General features: G+C 50.1%; 18 protein-coding genes. 6 read left to right on the forward strand and 12 right to left on the reverse strand.

Annotation, left to right across the window (positions count from 1 at the left end):
- Positions 1-9 precede the first annotated feature (9 nt).
- On the forward strand, positions 10-966 hold the full coding sequence (locus tag Q0499_RS20190; protein WP_299203521.1) for a LysR family transcriptional regulator: 957 nt from the start codon (positions 10-12) through the stop codon (positions 964-966).
- Here Q0499_RS20190 and Q0499_RS20195 read toward each other — a convergent pair.
- The 5 genes from Q0499_RS20195 to Q0499_RS20215 form a co-directional block, all read right to left on the reverse strand.
- The gene (locus tag Q0499_RS20195; protein ID WP_299203524.1) at positions 954-1,514 is read right to left on the reverse strand and encodes an acyl-CoA thioesterase; all 561 of its coding nucleotides are present in this window, start codon (positions 1,512-1,514) and stop codon (positions 954-956) included. The genes Q0499_RS20190 and Q0499_RS20195 overlap by 13 nt on opposite strands.
- A 68-nt stretch (positions 1,515-1,582) precedes the next feature.
- Positions 1,583-3,397: an SLC13 family permease gene (locus Q0499_RS20200; protein WP_299203527.1), complete on the reverse strand. Its 1,815-nt coding sequence runs from the start codon at positions 3,395-3,397 to the stop codon at positions 1,583-1,585.
- A gap of 121 nt (positions 3,398-3,518) precedes the next feature.
- Entirely contained in the window at positions 3,519-4,412 is an 894-nt protein-coding gene (locus Q0499_RS20205) for an EamA family transporter (RefSeq protein ID WP_299203530.1), read from the reverse strand.
- A 117-nt stretch (positions 4,413-4,529) separates the two neighbouring features.
- Entirely contained in the window at positions 4,530-4,937 is a 408-nt protein-coding gene (locus tag Q0499_RS20210; RefSeq protein ID WP_299203533.1) for a GNAT family N-acetyltransferase, read from the reverse strand.
- A gap of 26 nt (positions 4,938-4,963) precedes the next feature.
- Positions 4,964-5,833, reverse strand: coding sequence for a helix-turn-helix domain-containing protein (locus Q0499_RS20215; RefSeq protein WP_299203536.1), 870 nt, complete (start codon positions 5,831-5,833; stop codon positions 4,964-4,966).
- 186 nt (positions 5,834-6,019) lie between these two features.
- Between Q0499_RS20215 and Q0499_RS20220 the strand changes: the two genes are divergently transcribed.
- Entirely contained in the window at positions 6,020-7,159 is a 1,140-nt protein-coding gene (locus tag Q0499_RS20220; protein ID WP_299203539.1) for a PLP-dependent aminotransferase family protein, read from the forward strand.
- A 129-nt stretch (positions 7,160-7,288) separates the two neighbouring features.
- On the opposite strand, the gene Q0499_RS20225 is transcribed toward Q0499_RS20220, so the two are convergent.
- The 5 genes from Q0499_RS20225 to Q0499_RS20245 form a co-directional block, all read right to left on the reverse strand.
- The gene (locus Q0499_RS20225; RefSeq protein WP_299203542.1) at positions 7,289-9,847 is read right to left on the reverse strand and encodes an MFS transporter; all 2,559 of its coding nucleotides are present in this window, start codon (positions 9,845-9,847) and stop codon (positions 7,289-7,291) included.
- Between the two features lie 172 nt (positions 9,848-10,019).
- Entirely contained in the window at positions 10,020-10,457 is a 438-nt protein-coding gene (locus Q0499_RS20230; protein WP_299203545.1) for a hotdog fold thioesterase, read from the reverse strand.
- Positions 10,458-10,569: 112 nt separating this feature from the next.
- Positions 10,570-11,352: a TSUP family transporter gene (locus Q0499_RS20235; RefSeq protein ID WP_299203548.1), complete on the reverse strand. Its 783-nt coding sequence runs from the start codon at positions 11,350-11,352 to the stop codon at positions 10,570-10,572.
- A gap of 75 nt (positions 11,353-11,427) precedes the next feature.
- Entirely contained in the window at positions 11,428-11,940 is a 513-nt protein-coding gene (locus tag Q0499_RS20240) for a YgjP-like metallopeptidase domain-containing protein (protein ID WP_299203550.1), read from the reverse strand.
- Positions 11,937-12,389, reverse strand: coding sequence for a DUF1499 domain-containing protein (locus Q0499_RS20245; protein WP_299203553.1), 453 nt, complete (start codon positions 12,387-12,389; stop codon positions 11,937-11,939). The genes Q0499_RS20240 and Q0499_RS20245 overlap by 4 nt, the downstream gene beginning before the upstream one ends.
- Before the next feature lie 228 nt (positions 12,390-12,617).
- On the opposite strand from Q0499_RS20245, the gene Q0499_RS20250 reads away from it, so the two are divergent.
- Complete coding sequence (locus Q0499_RS20250; protein WP_299203556.1) at positions 12,618-13,505, forward strand: DMT family transporter; 888 nt, start codon at positions 12,618-12,620, stop codon at positions 13,503-13,505.
- Here the strand turns inward: Q0499_RS20250 and Q0499_RS20255 are convergent.
- Positions 13,437-14,009, reverse strand: coding sequence for a GNAT family N-acetyltransferase (locus Q0499_RS20255; RefSeq protein ID WP_299203559.1), 573 nt, complete (start codon positions 14,007-14,009; stop codon positions 13,437-13,439). The genes Q0499_RS20250 and Q0499_RS20255 overlap by 69 nt on opposite strands.
- 222 nt (positions 14,010-14,231) lie before the next feature.
- Here Q0499_RS20255 and Q0499_RS20260 point away from each other — a divergent pair, with 222 nt between their 5' ends.
- The 3 genes from Q0499_RS20260 (at position 14,232) to rrtA (ending at position 17,870) form a co-directional block, all read left to right on the forward strand.
- The gene (locus tag Q0499_RS20260) at positions 14,232-14,966 is read left to right on the forward strand and encodes an XRE family transcriptional regulator (RefSeq protein ID WP_299203562.1); all 735 of its coding nucleotides are present in this window, start codon (positions 14,232-14,234) and stop codon (positions 14,964-14,966) included.
- Between the two features lie 134 nt (positions 14,967-15,100).
- Positions 15,101-17,224, forward strand: coding sequence for a VIT and VWA domain-containing protein (locus Q0499_RS20265; protein WP_299203565.1), 2,124 nt, complete (start codon positions 15,101-15,103; stop codon positions 17,222-17,224).
- Position 17,225: 1 nt separating this feature from the next.
- On the forward strand, positions 17,226-17,870 hold the full coding sequence (gene rrtA / locus Q0499_RS20270; protein WP_299203568.1) for a rhombosortase: 645 nt from the start codon (positions 17,226-17,228) through the stop codon (positions 17,868-17,870).
- A 40-nt stretch (positions 17,871-17,910) separates the two neighbouring features.
- Here the strand turns inward: rrtA and Q0499_RS20275 are convergent, their stop codons facing one another.
- Positions 17,911-19,047: a glycosyltransferase 87 family protein gene (locus Q0499_RS20275; protein WP_299203571.1), complete on the reverse strand. Its 1,137-nt coding sequence runs from the start codon at positions 19,045-19,047 to the stop codon at positions 17,911-17,913.
- Positions 19,048-19,183 lie beyond the last annotated feature (136 nt).

The following is a 19,183-nucleotide window of genomic DNA, read 5'->3' on the forward strand; positions in this document are numbered from 1 at the left end:
TACCGATAAATGAATACAAACCTCTCTATTCGACATCTTCGGGCATTCACTGAAGTCGCCTGCTGCGGCAGTTTCACCCAGGCCGCCAGCCGACTTCATCTGACCCAGTCAAGCCTGACCGCGACCATAAAACAGCTTGAACAGTCGGTGGGTTTAACCCTGTTTGACCGAACCACACGGCGGGTATTACTCACACTGCAGGGGGAGCAGTTCCGCCCGGTTGCGGAGAAACTGATCTCTGATTTCGATACCGCCATTGGCGATCTGCAAGCGATCGCGGGCCAGCAACAGGGCCAGGTTGCTATCGCGGCATCTCCCTCAACCATCAGCCGCCTTTTGCCCCCGGTTATCGATGATTACCGTCAGCAGTTTCCTGAAATCGCCATCTCACTGCGGGATGACAGTGCCGGACAGATAGAGCAGCGGGTGTTGGACAACGATGTAGATTTCGGTATCGGCGCCAATCACTCGGCTCATCCGGAACTCAACTACCAGCCGGTGCTGTCCGACCGTTACGGTGTGGTGGTCCCTGCAAATCACCGCTTCAAAGGAAGTGAATCGATTCAGTGGCAGCAATTGATTGAAGAAGAGTTGCTATTTCTCTCGGCTGATACCGGCATCCGCGCGCAATTGAATCAGTTTCGTCAGGCAGGCCAGTTGCAGCTCTCTGATCAGAAAGCGATTCTGGAAGTGTCCAATCCGGCCGGCCTGGCAGCACTCATACGACAGGGGATCGGCATCTCGGTATTACCAGCACTGGCGGCCAGTACCGAGTCATTCAAAGAGCTCTGTTTTATCCCACTGATCGCACCACCGATGCGCCGGGAGATCTGTTTGGTGAGCCGCAAGGGACGTTCACTGAGCCCCGCCGCCTCGACCCTGCTGAGTTTTGCCCGACAGCATTTCCTGACTATGGTGTTGCCGCCCTATCTTGAAAGCACCGGGAAGCCCACTCAGGACTTATAAAGGCGGCAGTTTTCACCGTCCAGGGCGTTGATCTCTTTAATCAGATCGAGATTACTGCGGATTTTCTTCATCTCGGCACGGTGTTCCGATTTAAGCTGTTTACGGATCTTGCCCTCAATAAAGCGTTTAATCTCCCGCTCATCTTCGAGAATCAACCCCGGTACAGGAACCGGCTTGCGGCTATCCTCATCCATCGCAACCATGGTGAAATAGGAGGTATTCGTATGTTTCACTATACCCAGACGAAAATCTTCAGAGATAACCTTGATGCCGATCTCCAGCGACGAGTTGCCGACATAGTTAACCGAGGCTGACAGCGTCAGTAGCTCACCTACTTCCACCGGATTAAGGAAGTTCACAGAATCAACCGACGCGGTAACACAGTAACCTTTTACATGAGATGCCGCACAGGTATAGGCGATCTTATCCATCAGCGAGAGAATCACCCCACCATGAACCTTTCCGCCGAAATTAGCATAGGAGGGTACCATCAGTTCTTTCAACACTGTTTGCGATGCCTTCACCGTGCGGTATTCACGATCACTCATTATGTAAACCTATCAATTTATTATGTTTTAATTTTCAGATAATACATTTTTAAGGCACTGATGCCGACTTAAAATGGAAAAACCAGCGGTGTAACAACCAATGTAATTACCATCGACATAACCTGTAACGGCAGCCCGACTTTCACAAAATCGATAAAGCGATAGTTACCGGGCACCAGTACCAGGGTATTAACAGGTGAGGCGATCGGCGTCGAAAACGCAGTAGAGGCGGCAATAGCAACCGTCATCATAAAGGGCTCCGGATTCATACCCAGCCCCTGCGCAATCGCAATTGAGATCGGCGCAATAAGAACGGTTGTGGCCGTATTCGAAATAAACTGACTCAGCACCGAGGTCAGTACAAACAGTCCGGCGCAGATCAGAATCGGTGTACTTGACCCCAGCAGTGACAACAAGCCAGTGACAATCAGATCCAGCGCCCCGCTCTTCTGCATCGCCAGTGCCAGTGGCAACATCCCGGCAATCAACACCAGACTGCTGGCATTCAATGAGCGATATGCTTCATTCATATTAATACAGCCACTAAGAATCATCGCCACCGCAGCCAGTAGTATCGAACTGAGACTGGACATCGCACCACTGATCATCAGTGCCAACATAGCCACCATAATCATCAGAGCAATGGGTGCATGCCCCCAGCGTGCAGATGTTTCAGTCATCTCTGCCGGCGTTTCCAGCATGACGAAGTTTTGTCGATCATCCAGTGCTTCGATATAGCGCCAGCCCCCTGCCAGCAGAAGCGTGTCACCAAACTGCAGCGGCTCTCCGCCAAACTTTGTCGCCAGCGGTTTGCCATCCCGCATAACACCGATCACACTGAGGTGGTAACGTTCACGAAAGCGCCCCTCCTGAATCGTTTTACCGATAATAGGTGAGCGATTATGCAACATCACCTCAGCGACCCCGAACTCTTTATCCATACGCGTGCGTTCATCATCGGGAAAGCCAAAAAACATACACCCGGTTTCGATACACAACTGCTCTATGCCATCCGCTTCGCCATAGGCTAACAGCACATCACCACTTTCTATCTGTGTTTCACTGAGCACCGGCATAAACGATGACACCAGTTTTCCATCCCGACGAATGGCAAATACCGTCACCTCAAAACGGGTTCTCAGGCGCATATCTGAGACCGTTTTCCCAACCAGTTCCGAATCTTTTCTCACCCGTAAACGATACAGGTTGTCCTCGATTGCATAGCGTTGGGCAAACTCTTTCAGATGGGGATGAGACGCCTCGCGAACGCCGGTTTCGGGTAGCAATTTAGGCGCAATAAACACCAGATAGAGAGTTCCGAATATCAGAATAACACCCCCGATCGGGGTGAAATCAAAGAAACCAAAGGGTTCCAGACCCGCCGCACGCAGTTGCGTACTGGCAACCATATTGGGAGGTGTACCGATCAGCGTCATCATCCCGCCAATCAGTGACGCAAAGGAGAGTGGCATCAGCATTTTTGAGGGCTGCAGCTTGGCTGAACGACAGATACTCAGGACCACAGGAATAAACAGCGCTACCGCACCGGTCGAACTCATCACCGCAGACATCCCCGCGACCACCGGTATCAGCACAAGCAGCAATTTTCGTTCACTCTGCCCGCCCATACGCATGATCCAGTCGCCCACCGCCGCGGCCACGCCGGTTCGGAACAGCCCCTCACCGACAATAAACAGACCGGCGATCATCACCACCAGTGACTGACCAAAACCTGAAACTGTCTCAGCCGGAGTAATAACACCCGACACTGCCAGAGCCACAACCACCATCATCGCCACCATATCCATGCGAATACGGTCCCAGATAAACAGGCCGATAGTGATCAACAGCAGCGTAAAAACAAACAGAATCTCAATATTCACATTTTATCCAGTCAGTGGGCGGGCAGTGTTAAGACTATAGATTCCGATAGTTAACATTTGACGCTTTTTACAGCGACACAGCACATAATTTTACAACAGCGAATAGATAACATTATCAGTGCTATTTTAACTCTGCGGCTTTTGCTGCGGGTCTTAACACCAGATAGACCCCGAAAACGGTAACGGCAATAGCACCCACCTGAATCCAGCTGAGGGCTTCCCCAAACAGTATCCAGGCTTCAAGTGAAGTCACAGGCGGTACCAGATAGAAATAACTGGCTACCCGGGCAGATTCGCCTTCACGGATCATAAACATCAATAACAGAATAGCCGATATCGACAGACCAAACACCAGCCAGCCAAGGGACAGTAGCAGCGTCATGTTCCATTCAACGTGACGCTCTTCAAACAGAAATGCCAGCAACCCCATCGCCACCGCAGTTGAAAGATATTGCCAGATGGATCCGGTTAACAGGTCCACCTTGCCACCAAACCGCTTCTGATACAGGGTGCCAAAGGAGATAGCAAACAGTGCAACAACTAATGCAGCAACCGCTTCAGGCCGGAGCACAGTCACTTCACTGTGCTGACCATTGAGCAGGATGACCACCACTCCAGCCAGCCCCATCAGTAATCCGGACCATTGCAGCGTTCGTAGCCTCTCACCCAGCCATTGCCAGCCAATCAGGGAGGTCAGTAACGGCTGCAAGCCGACAACAATCGCAGCGATACCCGCCGGCATCTGCCACTTAATTGCAGCAAAGACTCCGCCAAGATAACAGGCGTGTACGAGAAACCCGGTGACCGCCTGCTGCCCCCCTTCACGCAGAGAGGGCCAGCGGGAACGATAGACCAGCGCAAGCACAGTAAAGACGACCAGCGTCAGCAGCATACGGATAAACAGAAGATAAAACGGTTCGATATAGGGCAAAGCGTACTTTGCACCAATAAAACCGGTGCTCCAGAGCAGCACAAACAGTGCCGGAACCAGACGGATAAAATGGGAATGACTCACGGGATCACCGATCGTTGAAAACGCTACTGTAGTTGTTGTCAGGCGAGAATTCTAATCCTAAAGCGCTAAACGCCCTAGCTAATAATCCTGCCTAATGATCATTGCTAATCATCCAGTCTAATGATCATTGCCTGCATAGATCCACATCGGCTCGGTTTTTCCTGCACGGCTAAAGCCTAAGGATTCATAAAAACCGATCGCCTCGCCATCGGCGGTTAGCATCTGCTGATGGAACCCCTGATAACGTTGCTGCATCGCCTGCATCAGTTGTTTGCCCACGCCCTGCCCCTGATACTCCGGCGCGACCAGCATATGCGGGTAGTAGACGACAAGATGCCCATCCGAAAGTGCATTACCCAGACCAATCAGCTCCCCGTTAACTCGTGCCGTCACCAGCGAGTGCGAACCAGCCAAAGCAGCCATCAGTTGTTCGGGCTTATCAGCGGCAGACCACTCATTAGCACGGTAAAGCCTGATTACCTCCGATTGTTCCGGTAAGTCGGTCAGACTAATCTCTATATCCATTCATTATGCTCCTGTAAAAATACCGGTTAATACAGTGTAACCGGCTGATAATATTGCAACTCAAACTTACCCTCAGGGTCGATAAACTGGTTGCGCTGATACTTCGCGAAGGCTGGTGTTGCGCCGGTTTTAAGGCCCGAGCCTGCCAGCCATTCATCCTGCAGCCGGGTGATCCAGGGCAACAGATCGCCATACTGTCCGCTGAAGTGAAACCGGGCGTGCAGTCCTCCGGGAATCACCATCCCATTCACGACACCACGCCGGGGAACCGGACTATCCACTCCGAGGCAGGCAACATAGCGGCAACGCTCCTGCGGAGTCCAGGCAGGATTGGAGTGATGCAGCCCTATCTGTGCAGCAAAGGGGCGTTGCTCTGCGGCAGCCCAGGCCTGCAGGATCTGCCAGGCAGAACGGATCGAACGGTTATAGCCCTGATGGCGGACATAGGCAACCGGCTGATCCGTAAGTTCAATCAGATCGGGCTGCGGCAACGGCAGCGATGCAACTCTTTGCGCCCCGGCAGCCACTTCAGGATCACTCATATAGGAGATATGCTGCGAGCGCTCCTGATGACGCCAGCGCCCCGGACTGATCTCAAACTGTTCACTAAACACCCGGGTAAAGGATGCCAGAGAGTTATAACCACATTTTAATGCGATATCGCGCACCGGAGTCGAGGCTTCAAACATCAGCAGATTTGCCGCGTGTTCAAGACGCACCCGGCGGATATAACGATGCAAAGACTCCCCTGTCACTTGCTGAAACAACCGATGAAAGTGCTGCTCCGAGTATGCGGCAACGCGGGCCAGACCTGCGCCCGTCAACGGGGCAGCAAGATCCCGGTGAATGCGGTGCAGAACATCATTAATACGGGCTTTTTGCGTAACACTGGTCATTGTTTGTTTACTTTAGCAGGATCGACTAACCCCTACAAATAAGCATAAACAGACAATTAGTAAAGCATAAATGGATAAATAATCAGAGAGCCTCAGGCATACACTCTGGCGATTACCAATTCGAATCATTGATAGCCGTTGTTAACGACCTTCTTCGGCGCCGTTTTACCACCAGGACACAGGGTTATGAAATTTTCCAGACATGCACAATCACTGCAAGCATCGTATATCAGAGAGATTCTCAGCGCCGCAAGCCAGCCGGAGATGATCTCCATGGCTGGCGGATTGCCTGCGGCCTCCCTGCTGCCGGTTGAACTCATCCGCGAGGCCTGTGAGTCTATGACAGACAACCCCCAGCTGTTCCAGTATGGAAGTAGCCGGGGTTATCAGCCTCTGCTTGAAACGCTCGCGAGATGGAGCCCGGAGTCAACACAGCCCTGGCTGATCTGCAACGGCAGCCAGCAAGGGCTGGACCTTATTGCCCGGGCGCTGCTGGAACCAGGCGATCAGGTTGTTGCCGAAGTTCCGGCGTACCTTGGCGCGTTGCAGGCATTTCAATTAACCGGCGCTTCGCTATTACCGCTGCTCAGCGGTGCGGCCGGTCCGGATCTGGATCAGCTTGAGCACTATTTCAAAGTGACTGATGTAAAGCTGTTTTATGCGGTGCCTGACTTTCACAACCCTACCGGACGGGTATGGTCAGCCGAAACCCGGATTGCTGTTGCCACGCTGTGTCGTCATTATGGCGTTACGCTGATTGAAGACTCACCCTATCGACAGTTAAGGTTCAGCGGTGCACAACTCTGCTCCGTGAGTGAATTATATCCGGAACAAACAATCCGTCTGATATCTTTTTCAAAAACCGGCTTTCCCGGACTCAGAGTGGGAGCGATGAGTGGCCCGGCAGAATTTATCACCGTGGCCGAACGGATTAAACAGGCAACCGATCTGCACACCGGGATTCCGCAGCAGGTGATCATTCACCGGTTGCTTAACCACCCCGAATACCCGGAACACCTGATTCGACTGCAGCAAGGATACCGCAGTCGTTATCAATATCTAAGTGCCGAACTACATCAACAGTTGGGACAGCTCATTGAGTTTGACCCGGTCGAAGGTGGGATGTTTATCTGGCTGTCGTTGAAAGGAAAAAGTGGTGCGCAGGTTGCGTCAAGAGCGCTTACGCATAAACTGGCAGTAGTGCCGGGAGCGGCGTTCTATGACAAAGGGACCGCCACAAAGGATTGTCATATCCGCCTTAATTTCAGTAACACGGACACCGCGTTAGTCCAGGAAGCAGTAGCACGACTGGCAAAAGCACTTTAAGTTGATTAACGAATGGGAGATGCAATCTGAATGAGTACATGTAAATTAGTACAGATAAATAAGCCGAACCACTCTCATATTTCGAGGTTCATAGCTCGGCCTATTATCTTCGGGGCGTTACCGCCCCGCTTAACCCGGCTTATCTTCGCTGTTATCAGCGGGCTGATCTTTGCGGTTATCAACCTGCTTTTCACTGTCCCTGTCGATTGAATCGACCCACTCGCCTTCACGGGACTCAGCACCCACACTGATCGCATCTACAACATCAGATGCCGCTTCAGGAATACTTTCAAGCACCGCAACTGCAACCTCTTCAGCGCTATCCGGAGAGACCTCTCTGAGTCGGTTAACCAGTTCAACGGCATCCCGGATTTCGCTGGCAGGCTCAGCGTTCAGACCAGTATTGTCCGCCTGATAGCTTTCATGCAACAAGCGCGCAACTTCAGCAGCCACGTACTGTGCGCTTTCCGGTACCGCTTCAACAATTTTAACCGCCAGGTTCAGTGACATTTCCGGCGATAGCTGGGACATACGGGTCAGCCACTCAATCGCTTTCTGATGCTCATCCACAACCTCGTCAGCCTCTTCGGTATCAGCAGCCTCACGCTGACTGCCATCAACCGCTTCCTCATCAGCCTGTTCTTCTTCAGCCACAGACAGATACTCTTGCGTCACTTCAAACATGGACTCAGGAACAGCTTCAACGACGGTTGCAGCAACATCCATCGCCTGCTCAGGCGCCGCTTCGGATATCCTCGATACCCATTCAACCGCATCCTGATAATCACCCTCTCCAGTCTCAGCGGTTGAATCATTATCGGTTAGAGGGGCTTCATTCGCAGAACCAGACTCATAGTGAGACATATACTCTTCAGTCATCGCCACCGCCGTTTCCGGAACAGACCCGGCAAGGGTAACCGCGATCTCAAGCGCCTGTTGAGGGTTCGCATCCCAGAGCTCTGTTGCCATATTCAGCGCATCAGCCTCACTGGTATCGTCTTCCCGGTCTGCCGGACGGATTGACTCACGCTCCTCGGCAATCAACCGCGCATAGTATTCTGCCACCTGAGTGGCAGACTCAGGTGCTGATGCAACGGCTATACGGGCCATCTCGATGCGCATTTCCGGGAAAACCCGGCCGACTTCAATGGCGACTGGTACAACCTGTTGGGGATACCATTCAGCCAGACGCGATACCAGATCACCAGCAAGCTCAGGTTTAGCTTTAACAATGGCCTGGGTGATTTCCAGAATCTGATAAGGCGCCGCTTCTTTCATTACCTCATACAGACGCATAACATCGATGCCCGGCACTTTCGCTACCGCGGCAGCCACTTCTGTACCCTTTTCCGGGTTTCTGATGGTGAGTGCACGAGCCAGTTTGACCGCAGCAGCGGGATCAGATTCTGCAATACTGATGGCTGTTTTCGCAGCAGAGCTGAGCTTAGCTTCAGGCTCTGTATATTCGGTACGTGGATCGAGGTGTACCGATGCAGAAAGTGCTTCACCCTGCATAACAAACCCTTCCTGATCCGCCACCGGTAGCGCTTTACTCACTGTCATCTGATAGATAGTAAACAGTGCCAGGAATGCCTGAGTAATCGCCAGAAAATAGAACAGGCTTGAGCTGCCGAAGGCCGTCATAACCAAAGACGCCGTATAAGGACCTATCGCGCCGCCAAGGCCAAACGCCAGCAGCATACTGCCCATCGCCGAAACCATTTCAGACTTTTTCAGCTTATCAAAAGCTTCGGCCACACTCAGCGGGTAATAACAGGCAACCATGCCTGAGGTCAGTCCACAAAGCACAAAGATAGCGCTCATCATCTCCATTTCAGCCAGTGGGACGATGGCGATACCCAGCACTGACGATAACAGCAACAGAGCTAACAGTACTGTCCGTCGGTCGAAACGGTCAGAAAGCAACCCCACCGGAAACTGCATAGTAAATGCACCTAAAATGGCGCACCCCATAAACAGCGATAACTGAAAGCCGCTGATATGATATTCCGTAGCAAAAACCGGTAACAGGTTAAACAGTGCTGAATACACAGCACCGGAGGTTAAACAGGTCACGACACCCAGAGGTGAAATTCTGAAGAGAGACAAAATCGACATCGGCGCAACCGTTTCAATCACCGGGCCTTTTGAACGGCTGAAAAGTACCGGCAGCGTAGCCAGACAAAAGAGGATGCCGACAATAACAAAGAGCATGTCATCGGACGGCTCAGCAATCCCCATGAGGAACTGTCCGCCAAACAATCCCCCCATAATGCAGGCGTTATAGACTGCAAGAATTTTACCCCGGGTCTCTTCGGTTGCGCTGTCACTGAGCCAGCTTTCCATAGCCGTCAGCAGACAGGCGTGGCTAAAACCCAGTAAAACCCGCAAAACACCCCATAACAGCGCATTCGCATCCAGAGTAAAGATCAATATACAGATCGCTTCTATGGCCAGACTGCCGGCAAACACCCGCACATGACCGACCCGTTTCACCAGCTGCTTACTATAAATTGCACCGGTCAGCATCCCCACAAAATACATCGACAACACCATACCGATAGTGTCGGTAGAGATACCTTCTAAGCCCATCCGTGATGGCACCAGAATATTCATCAGGCCGATACCCAGATAAAGGATGATGCAACTGCTGAGCAGAGCAACCAATGACAACAAAGCGTTACGCACGAAGCTTTCTCTCTTCAGAAAATTGAATTAAACAGCACTAACAGCGGGCGTTAACCCGTCTGGAAAAATAAAAAAAGCCGGGCTTAATAGGCCGGCTTGTTAAGTTATCAGTCTAACACCCTAAATCGGTCATATACACCCCTAAAGTCCCGATTCAGGTCATAATCAAAGGTCATTTTCCTAAATCTGGCGACTTTCCTAATACGGCTACCGTTAAGCGGGAAATACAGATCGCTTTTCCCTTTTCATCGACGATGCGGATATCCCACACCTGGGTTGAACGACCGATATGCACAGGTGATGCTGTACCGTAAACAGTCCCTGTACTAATCCCCGACAGATGATTGGCATTGATCTCCAACCCGACACAACTATGACCAGGCTCTGCAGCCAGTTGCGCTGCAACACTGCCCAGCGTTTCAGCCAGAACAACGGAAGCACCGCCATGCAAAAGTCCCATCGGTTGGTGTGTTCGACAATCAACCGGCATTGACGCACTGATATAATCAGAACCGATCTCGGTGATCTTAATCCCCAGATGATCGATCAGCGTATTTGTGGCAAACAGCTGTAACTCATCAATACTCTTTTCAGTTTTCCAGATTGACATAAACGCCTCCTATACAAAGTCACTAAGCTATCACCTTAGCCACTGGCGACAAATAACATTTCCCATCATTTTTATAGCCGAATCGATCAACATCAGAATACCAGGGACGATGTCAGATAAGGGTCCGGATAAGCCCCAGAGTACTGACAATAATAAGCACACTGCCCAATACCCGGAAGAACACTTTGCTTTCGGCGCCGACCAGTTTGTTGTGCAGTCGATCGCCAAACAGATGTCCAATATAGGCACAGGGTAACAACCACAGGTGGTGAATCAGTTGCAGGTCGACACCAGCGATGACGAAAGATACTAACTTGATTGACACCAGAATGAACCACAGTGCAAACAAAGTACCCCGGAGTTTCTCCTTACTGACATGTGACGCAATGACCGCTGCAATGAGGGGCGCACCAATCAGCGAGGTGCCGCTAACATAGCCTCCCAATATTAAAAACAGTATGTCGAGACCACGGCTATTACTCTTAAACGGACGGTTGAGCACATAGCTGATAGCATAACCGATGACGATGCAGTAGATGATACTACTCATCAGGGAGCCAGGCAGAGTTAACAGCCCAAGAATACCGATCAGTTTCGGCACGATCATAACTGACATAGCAAAGCGCAGATACTTCCAGTCAATGGTAGAGGCACTTTCGCCTTTGCCCGGATCGGCCCGTTTGATCCTTTGACCGTTTTGCCAGGTTATCAGAAACGAAAAGAACAGCAGATGCACGCCGATAATTGGCATAAAAATAAGCGGATCATCAACCACCAGAAGCAGAAATGGCAGCGTCAGCACCGCTCCGCCAAACCCGAGTCCTGAGCGTACAAAACCACTCCAGATGAACAGCAATGCGATTAATATATATTGGTAAAGTTGCAAATCAGACATGGAAATATCTTAGAAGTAAGGGTTAAAAGTGGCAGAACCTGTACTGCCCGTTTTACTGATCAGCTAATCTACTAATCAGTAGAGCGGGCCAAAGCGGTGAAGACAGGTGAGATAGAGCCGCAGATCCAGTTCAAGTTGGTGGTAATCCGGCTCCATATACTGACAGAGTTTATAAAATGCCCGGTTATGTTCCTTTTCCCGGATATGCGCCAGCTCATGTACAACAATCATTTTCAAAAAAGGCTCTGGAGTTAGCTTAAACAGCGAAGCGATACGGATCTCTTTTTTGGCCCGCAGTTTATTTCCCTGAACGCGGGATATATGCGTATGCAGCCCCAAAGCGTTATGGATAACATCGATACGGTCATCATACTCAACCTTGCTCAGAGGTGCTGATTGTTTTAGAAAGCTGTTCTTCAGTTCAAGTGTGTACTGGTACAACGCTTTCGAATTCGAGACTGCGTGCCCGTCCTGATAACGATTTCGCAAATAGTCCGGCAGTTTACCCGACTCAATCAGTGCTGTGGCCTGCTGTTGCAACTCCGGGGAATAACCCGACAAAAAATTATTGCCCCGCTTCTGGCTCATTGTTCGCTCTCCAGACGTTTACGCAGCGCTTCAGCCCGTTTGCGATTTACCCCCATGTCGGAATAACCCACCCGGGAAGCCGAACGCATATGGATAACCCCCGCCACAGGATCACGCAGTAGCTCCAGATCATCGACAAAGCCAAACAAAGATGAGCTGAACTCTGCCGCCAGATAATCCTCTTCAAGCACAACAACCCGACCGCCTAAGCTCTCAACATCAGCGACCACGGATGACATATTGGTAACACATAACCCTATAGGCTTTATAAAATGATCCTGATCTGTACCTTTCTGACTGCACACGGAGTTCGGTTTAACATCGCAGGGAGATAATCGGCCATCGATCAGTCCCGGCGCTTTCTGATTGCGGGAGACAACCCCCTGATAGGCAAAATAACCCGCGACTATCAGAGCCAGCACGATAGCGATAAAAATAAGTTGTTTCATAAACTCCTTAGCACAGATCCCTTAAACAGAGCCCTAAATAGTGAATCGATAAAACGTTATGCAGAGAGACTGATTCCAGATTGGCTGAAAGCCCGGAAACATAATAATCATCGACAACATTATCAAAGACGTTATCACCGGTTAGCACTTAAAACCAGTTACAGTATTAAAACCAAGAGTAGTATAAACTCTGCGGCTTTCTCAATATTTAACAAGTAGATCTGAATCGTGCTGACTCCTCAACTCATCAACTGGCTGCTGCTTGGCTTTCTGGTCATCACCTGGGGCACATCATTTATGGTGACCTCTGTCGCCATCGAAGGTGGCTTAACCGCACTGACGATAACCTTGTTACGCATATCACTCGGCGCAACGGTGGTAACGTTATTCGCCTATTCAAGAGGTTTACGCCTCCCCCTCAATGCTAAAAGCTGGGGGAGTTTTATGCTGCTGGGGTTATTTGGCAGCGCCTTGCCATTTATACTGATCTCATGGGGCCAGCAGTCGGTAACATCCGCCAGTACCGGAGTGCTGATGGCGGTGATGCCCTTCGTCACCATGCTGATTGCCCATTACTTCGTCGAAGGCGAAACTCTCAATCGCTATAAAATTAGCGGCTTGATTATCGCTTTCTCGGGGGTAACTTTTCTCCTTAACCCATTCGCTGCCGGCAGTGTCGACCTGTTTGGCGCACTGGCGATTCTCGCCGCAGCCAGCAGCTATGCCCTGAACACCGTGATGATAAGGCTGCTGCCTAAATTCAATCCACTCGTGGCAGGCTCGGGCATGCTGCTCTGCGGTGCTTTACTGATATTGCCGTTTGTACTATCAGACGTGGAAAATATTATTCAGGAGTTAACCTATATCGCTAAACCCAATTCCATTATGGCGGTTATCTGGCTTGGATTAATGCCGTCCGGGGTCGCTTCAATCATCTATTTCGTAGTCGTCAATCGAGCAGGCCCGAGTTTTCTGTCCAACTGTAACTTCCTGATCCCGGTGGTCGCCTATTTTGCCGGAACACTCATTCTCAACGATGCAGTTTCTTCAAACAGCCTGATCGCACTGATCGGTATACTCGCAGGCGTCGCCCTGACCCGTGTCAAACGGCGCTAGGTGGCGGTAGATCAGTGCTTCTTTATCGCGGAACAAAAACCGTGTTTCAAGGGTTGCACCCAACACCTCAGCCAGCTTTCTCGATGGCAGGTTCTGCTCGAAAATAAGGCTGATCAGATGCAGTTCAGGCAAGTATTCAGCGGCCATTTGTCGAACTGCCAACGCCGCCTCCTGCGCATATCCCTGCCCGGAAAAACCTGGAATTAACGACCACATAATCTCCGGTTCAGGCCAGTCCCCCGGATACCAGAGCCCGACAACACCGACAACTGTTCCACTGTCTTTCAGTTTAAGTGTATAGGGGCCATAACCATGAATTTCCCAATGACCAATTAGCGCGGCAACGATTCGCCAACTCTCACCTTCGCTGAGGGGACGACCGGTTGTATAGCGGGTTGCTTCAACATCTTTATAAAAATTATGTAATGACGGCCAGTCTTCAATGGTTACTTTCACCAGTTCCAACCGGCTGGTACTTATCCATTCTGGTACTTTGTAGGGCATACCCTTTCCTTACGCATTGTTATTCAAAGATCACTCTCTTCAGCTGTACTTTACTATATAGTGCGCTCTAGCTCGATCATTTATTAAAAATATTAATTAAGCTATTGAGTAAAATAAGATAACGGTATAAATGTCATTATCTGCTACTCAGTCGATCAATAAGACAGATTTTGCGGCGATACTATGCTAAAAACACTACTTTAATGGATTAGAGAAAACGTTATGGCTCAGACAGCAGCACTGGTGCAAACCCTGAAAAAGCAACTCAAGGCACAGGGAAAAACCTACATTGATGTGGCTCAGGCACTAGAGCTGAGTGAGGCGTCCGTCAAACGTCTTTTTTCAGAGCAGAACTTCACCCTGCAGCGGCTGGAGATCATCGCTGAGCTGGCAGGTCTGGAGCTAACCGGGCTGTTTCGCCTGATGGCTCAGGAACAGCAACGACTGACCCAACTAACCCGCGAGCAGGAACAGGAGATCGCATCGGATCTTGAACTGCTACTGGTCGCCGTCAGCGTCATTAACGGTTTTGGTTTGAACGACATCATCAGCCATTACCAGATCAACGAGCATCAGTGCATTCGCAAGCTGGCACAGTTAGACCGGATACGGATTATTGAGCTTCAACCGAATAACCGCATCAAACTGTTAATCGATCCCAACTTCACCTGGCTGCCCAACGGGCCGATCCAACAGTTTTTTCAGCAAAAAGTTGAACAGGATTTCTTCCAGTCCCGGTTTGATAAAAAACATGAGAAACTGATAGTACTGAATGGCGTACTCACCCCGGAAGCAAACCTTGCGATGCAGAAAAAGATGGAGCGGATCGCAGAGGAATTTAACAGTCTGATCCGTGATGACTCTCCCCTGCCGATGGATCAGAAACATGGCAACACCATGGTACTGGCCATTCGTCAGTGGCAGTACAGCCTGTTTAAAAACTATCGAAAAAACTGATTTAAACTCTCTGCTGTTCAGCATTTTTAAACTAAGCGTATCACTATCTGATACTTCGCCTGTTTCACTACGCTCAGATATGCCCGGCCCCCATGATCCCTCTGACTTCAACAACAGAGTTGCAGAGGAATCATATGAAGATCAACACATTCTCCGGTGCATTGGCACTAAGCAAGGTTCTGGCACTGAGCGCAGTACTGACAATGGGCGCGGCGGTTTCATCCGCGGATGCTGCCGGGTTGTTAAAACCGGTCAACTCCAGCCTGCCTGAACTAAGTATCCGCGAGCACCATGTCGATGTAGTGCTGGAGCACAGCTATGCCGTTACCACGGTTGAACAGATATTTCACAACCCATCCAGTCAGCCATTGGAAGCAATATACAGCTTTCCTGTACCTGACCACGCCGCAGTAGGTGAGTTTACCTACTGGATTGACGGTAAACCTGTCACCGGCGAAGTCGTTAAGAAACAGCAGGCCAGAGAGATATATGAACAGGAGAAACAAGCCGGACATGAAACCGCACTGGTTGAGAAAGACAGCTATAAAACTTTTGATATCAGTGTCACACCGGTGCAGCCCAACAGTGATGTCCGCATAAAACTGGTCTATATTCAGCCAGCACACCTGGATTCCGGTGTCGGACGTTATGTCTATCCGCTCGAAGACGGCGGTGTTGATGAACAAAAGAGTGCATTCTGGAGCCGTAACGACGTCGTCGATGAAAGGTTCAGTTTCAACATGAGACTCGGGTCAGGTTATCCCATCGATTCTATCCGCCTGCCACAGCATTCACAGGCAGCGATTCAACAGGTCTCGCCGAACCAGTGGCAGGTCAGCATGACTAGTCAGACAGGGGCACCACAACTGGCAGAAGCCGTTCCAACTGAAGGACAGCCTGTCATTCAAAACCAAAGCCCCGGCATAGTACCGGCAGCCAGTCTTGATAAAGATATCCTTGTGTACTGGAGGCATAGCCAGAACCTTCCAGGCACCCTCGACCTGATCAGTTACAAAACAGCGGACAGCGCTCAGGGAACCTTTATGATGACCCTGACACCGGGCGATGATCTTGGCACGTTACAGGGTGGGCGTGACTGGATATTCGTACTCGATGTATCCGGTTCAATGCAGGGAAAGTACACCACGCTGGTCGAGGGTGTACGACAGGGGCTGAGCAAACTACGACCGGAAGACCGCTTTAAAATAGTGCTGTTTAACAGTTCCGCTACCGATTTTTCTCAGGGTTTCCAGCCCGCTAAACCTGAAGTAATTTCGCCACTGTTAAATCAACTTGAACAATATAAGCCCGGCAGTGGCACCGATCTTTATTCCGGCTTGTCTCTGGGGCTGAAAGGTCTTGATGCCGATCGTAGTACTGCGATGATTCTGGTAACCGATGGCGTTGCTAATTTAGGTGTCACTGAGAAAAAGCGTTTTCTTGATCTGATGGAAAAAGCCGATATCCGACTATTTACCTTTGTCATGGGTAACAGCGCAAACCGACCGCTGCTGAATGGAATGACCGAGGTGTCTAACGGTTTTGCCATCAGTGTTTCAAATGCTGACGATATCGTCGGGCAACTGATGCTGGCAACCAGCAAGATGACTCACCAGGCGCTGAGAGATGTTGAGTTGAAGATTGATGGCGGTAGAGTGACTGATTTGACCCCCGAACAGATCAACTCACTCTACCGTGGTGAACAACTGACAGTCCTCGGTCATTACCGTAAAGCGGGACCGGTACAGATATCGCTGACCGGCAAAGTCGGCGATCAGCTGCGCAGCTATTCTACCGAGATCAACCTGCCCGAACAAAGTGTACTGCATCCTGAACTGGAGCGGATCTGGGCCTTTGCCACTATCGAAAGTATGCAGGCGAAGATGGATTATATGGGCGAAGAGGAAAGCAGCAACGTTGATACTAAACAAGCGATCACCGACCTCGCCGTTCAATATGACCTGGTGACCGATTATACCTCGATGCTGATCGTCAGGGATGAGGTATTCAAACAGCTGAATATCGAGCGTAATAACCAGCAGCGCATTGCAACAGAGAACAACGCCCGTCAACAGCGACTGCAGCAACCGGTCACCAGTCAGCGAGCAGATAGCCAGAAACCGATGTTCAGTCCATCACAACACAGAGCCTCTCTGGGGGGCGGTGGATCAGGGGCAATTGGTCACTGGATTCTGCTGCTAATCGGCTCTCTGCTACTGGTGAAATACAGCAATATGCGTAGTCGCAGGAAGGCGTGAGATGTTGATCAACCTGACCCAACTAAGCAGCATATTTCGACCTCCTCCCGCATCCGCGGGAGGTACTTTTCAACTTCCGCTGGTTACCTTAGCGATACTGTTGCTCAGTGTACCGTTAAGCGTATCCGCGGATCTGTTTCAACTCGGCTATTTCGACAGGTCACTGATAGAACAAGGGCAGTTGTGGCGACTGATTACCGGCCACCTTTGCCATACGTCACCCAGCCATCTGAAATGGGATCTGCTGGCATTTGCCGTGGCGGCCGGGTATCTGGAATTGAACTCTCGCAGAGTATTACTGGCATCACTGCTCACCGGAGTAATCAGCGTTGACGCCCTGCTTCTATCTTCCTGGGCAGGGATAAGCAGTTATGCCGGGCTATCCGGCCTGCTGTTTGCACCACTGCTGATCAGTCTGGTGATATTTGCCCGTAAACAACCTTATCTGACGGGTTGGTTACCGCTGCTGATATGTATGGCAAAACTGATCTGGGAGCAGTTCAGCCTGCAGGCTCTGTTGAGTCAAAGCCCCTGGCCACCCTATCCCGCTGCGCACCTGGCTGGCAGTTTTGGGGGATTACTTTGCCTGGTTACCACAACGGTACGAACTGAAATATGCCGCTATCGAGCGGTGATCTTTCAGTAGGTACCTGATAAGCATTGACAGAAAGCTGCTTAATCAAAGTCTACGGCTGACCATGATTCAATGGTGCAGGAAACACCAACTGCTTAAACACGACACATAGGAAAATGAAGGTTGGCAAACCGATCACTTCACGTATCCAGAGATATTCACCGCTCATGTAGCCGGTCATAGGGTAAACAATACCGGCCATCAGCATCATCCAGACACCCAGTATAAGCACCGCATAAAACGCTTTCAGATTGGGCAACTCTTTGCGGAACTCGATCAGCACCCAGGCTGCAAAAATAGCGAAATAAGAGAGATAAAACTGCTGCTGCCCCGCCTTATAAAACATCAAAACCGCAGTAAAGCCTGCAAGAAACGCAGTATGCTGATCCAGTTTGCCGTGCTGAAAACGTTTAAACAGATAAAAAACTGATCCCAATACCAGAAGTTTATTGAGTGAAATAAGAAAGCCGCCAATGGTTTTAAATGGGAAAAAATCACCGTACAGAAACATCATAATCGAGAATAGCGTAGGATTTCGTCCATTTGCTTTGCCAAAAGCAACTAGGAAAGAACCACCCCAGATCAGATAGGTGATCAGGTAGACAACCGCCAATATAACAACAAAAATGACAATATTGCGTCTGATATCTTTCCATTCACGGCTGATAAACGGCAATAGAAATACAGGATATATTTTTGTCAGCACTCCGGCAGTGATGAGAATCAGTGAGGATTTTCCCCGCCCCTGCACCGCAATAATGATCGCGAGAAAACATAACAAGGCAACCAGACTATCATTAAAACCATAGAATACTGTGCTGACGATAAAGAATGGATTCAATAACCAGAACGCAGCAAAAATCCATTTGACCCTCGCAGAGATATTTTCCAGAGCGCTGAACCTGCGCACGGTATACAAAACCAGGGCAAGCCAGCAACTGACAAATATCAACTTAGGCAATTGAAAATGAACAGCATATGGAAAAGCAAAAAGATTATAGACTGGCCCATAAGCATTGGCTGCATCAATTTTAGCCCAAGGGTCGCCACCACTCAGAATCAGATCCCAATGCGCAAAATAGAGCGCATAATCGTGCATCGGGGCCACCATAAAGCTGGCAACCAGAACCACTATCCCGTAGAGGCATAGTGAAACATCAAGTGATTTTGATGAAGCGAGTACAGGCATACAGATCCACTTATTAATTATGCATTGATGCGCCGCATAATAATTTGTTGACCATTTTATAACAAGGGAATGTGCACGCTTTTAACGCCCTATACCAAAGCCCCGGATGCTATCAAATCAATATATATACCCTGCC

This window comes from uncultured Amphritea sp., assembly GCF_937127095.1.
Taxonomy (GTDB): domain Bacteria; phylum Pseudomonadota; class Gammaproteobacteria; order Pseudomonadales; family Balneatricaceae; genus Amphritea.

What these genes read in the sequence shown, in the direction of transcription:
- Q0499_RS20240 (WP_299203550.1), bottom strand. Translation starts at nt 11,940, where the DNA reads ATGAGCCAGAAGCGGGGCAATAATTTTTTGTCGGGTTATTCCCCGGAG.
- Q0499_RS20215 (WP_299203536.1), bottom strand. Translation starts at nt 5,833, where the DNA reads ATGACCAGTGTTACGCAAAAAGCCCGTATTAATGATGTTCTGCACCGC.
- Q0499_RS20265 (WP_299203565.1), top strand. Translation starts at nt 15,101, where the DNA reads ATGAAGATCAACACATTCTCCGGTGCATTGGCACTAAGCAAGGTTCTG.
- Q0499_RS20235 (WP_299203548.1), bottom strand. Translation starts at nt 11,352, where the DNA reads ATGTCTGATTTGCAACTTTACCAATATATATTAATCGCATTGCTGTTC.
- Q0499_RS20245 (WP_299203553.1), bottom strand. Translation starts at nt 12,389, where the DNA reads ATGAAACAACTTATTTTTATCGCTATCGTGCTGGCTCTGATAGTCGCG.
- Q0499_RS20260 (WP_299203562.1), top strand. Translation starts at nt 14,232, where the DNA reads ATGGCTCAGACAGCAGCACTGGTGCAAACCCTGAAAAAGCAACTCAAG.
- Q0499_RS20230 (WP_299203545.1), bottom strand. Translation starts at nt 10,457, where the DNA reads ATGTCAATCTGGAAAACTGAAAAGAGTATTGATGAGTTACAGCTGTTT.
- Q0499_RS20275 (WP_299203571.1), bottom strand. Translation starts at nt 19,047, where the DNA reads ATGCCTGTACTCGCTTCATCAAAATCACTTGATGTTTCACTATGCCTC.
- Q0499_RS20220 (WP_299203539.1), top strand. Translation starts at nt 6,020, where the DNA reads ATGAAATTTTCCAGACATGCACAATCACTGCAAGCATCGTATATCAGA.
- rrtA (WP_299203568.1), top strand. Translation starts at nt 17,226, where the DNA reads ATGTTGATCAACCTGACCCAACTAAGCAGCATATTTCGACCTCCTCCC.
- Q0499_RS20210 (WP_299203533.1), bottom strand. Translation starts at nt 4,937, where the DNA reads ATGGATATAGAGATTAGTCTGACCGACTTACCGGAACAATCGGAGGTA.
- Q0499_RS20255 (WP_299203559.1), bottom strand. Translation starts at nt 14,009, where the DNA reads ATGCCCTACAAAGTACCAGAATGGATAAGTACCAGCCGGTTGGAACTG.
- Q0499_RS20195 (WP_299203524.1), bottom strand. Translation starts at nt 1,514, where the DNA reads ATGAGTGATCGTGAATACCGCACGGTGAAGGCATCGCAAACAGTGTTG.
- Q0499_RS20190 (WP_299203521.1), top strand. Translation starts at nt 10, where the DNA reads ATGAATACAAACCTCTCTATTCGACATCTTCGGGCATTCACTGAAGTC.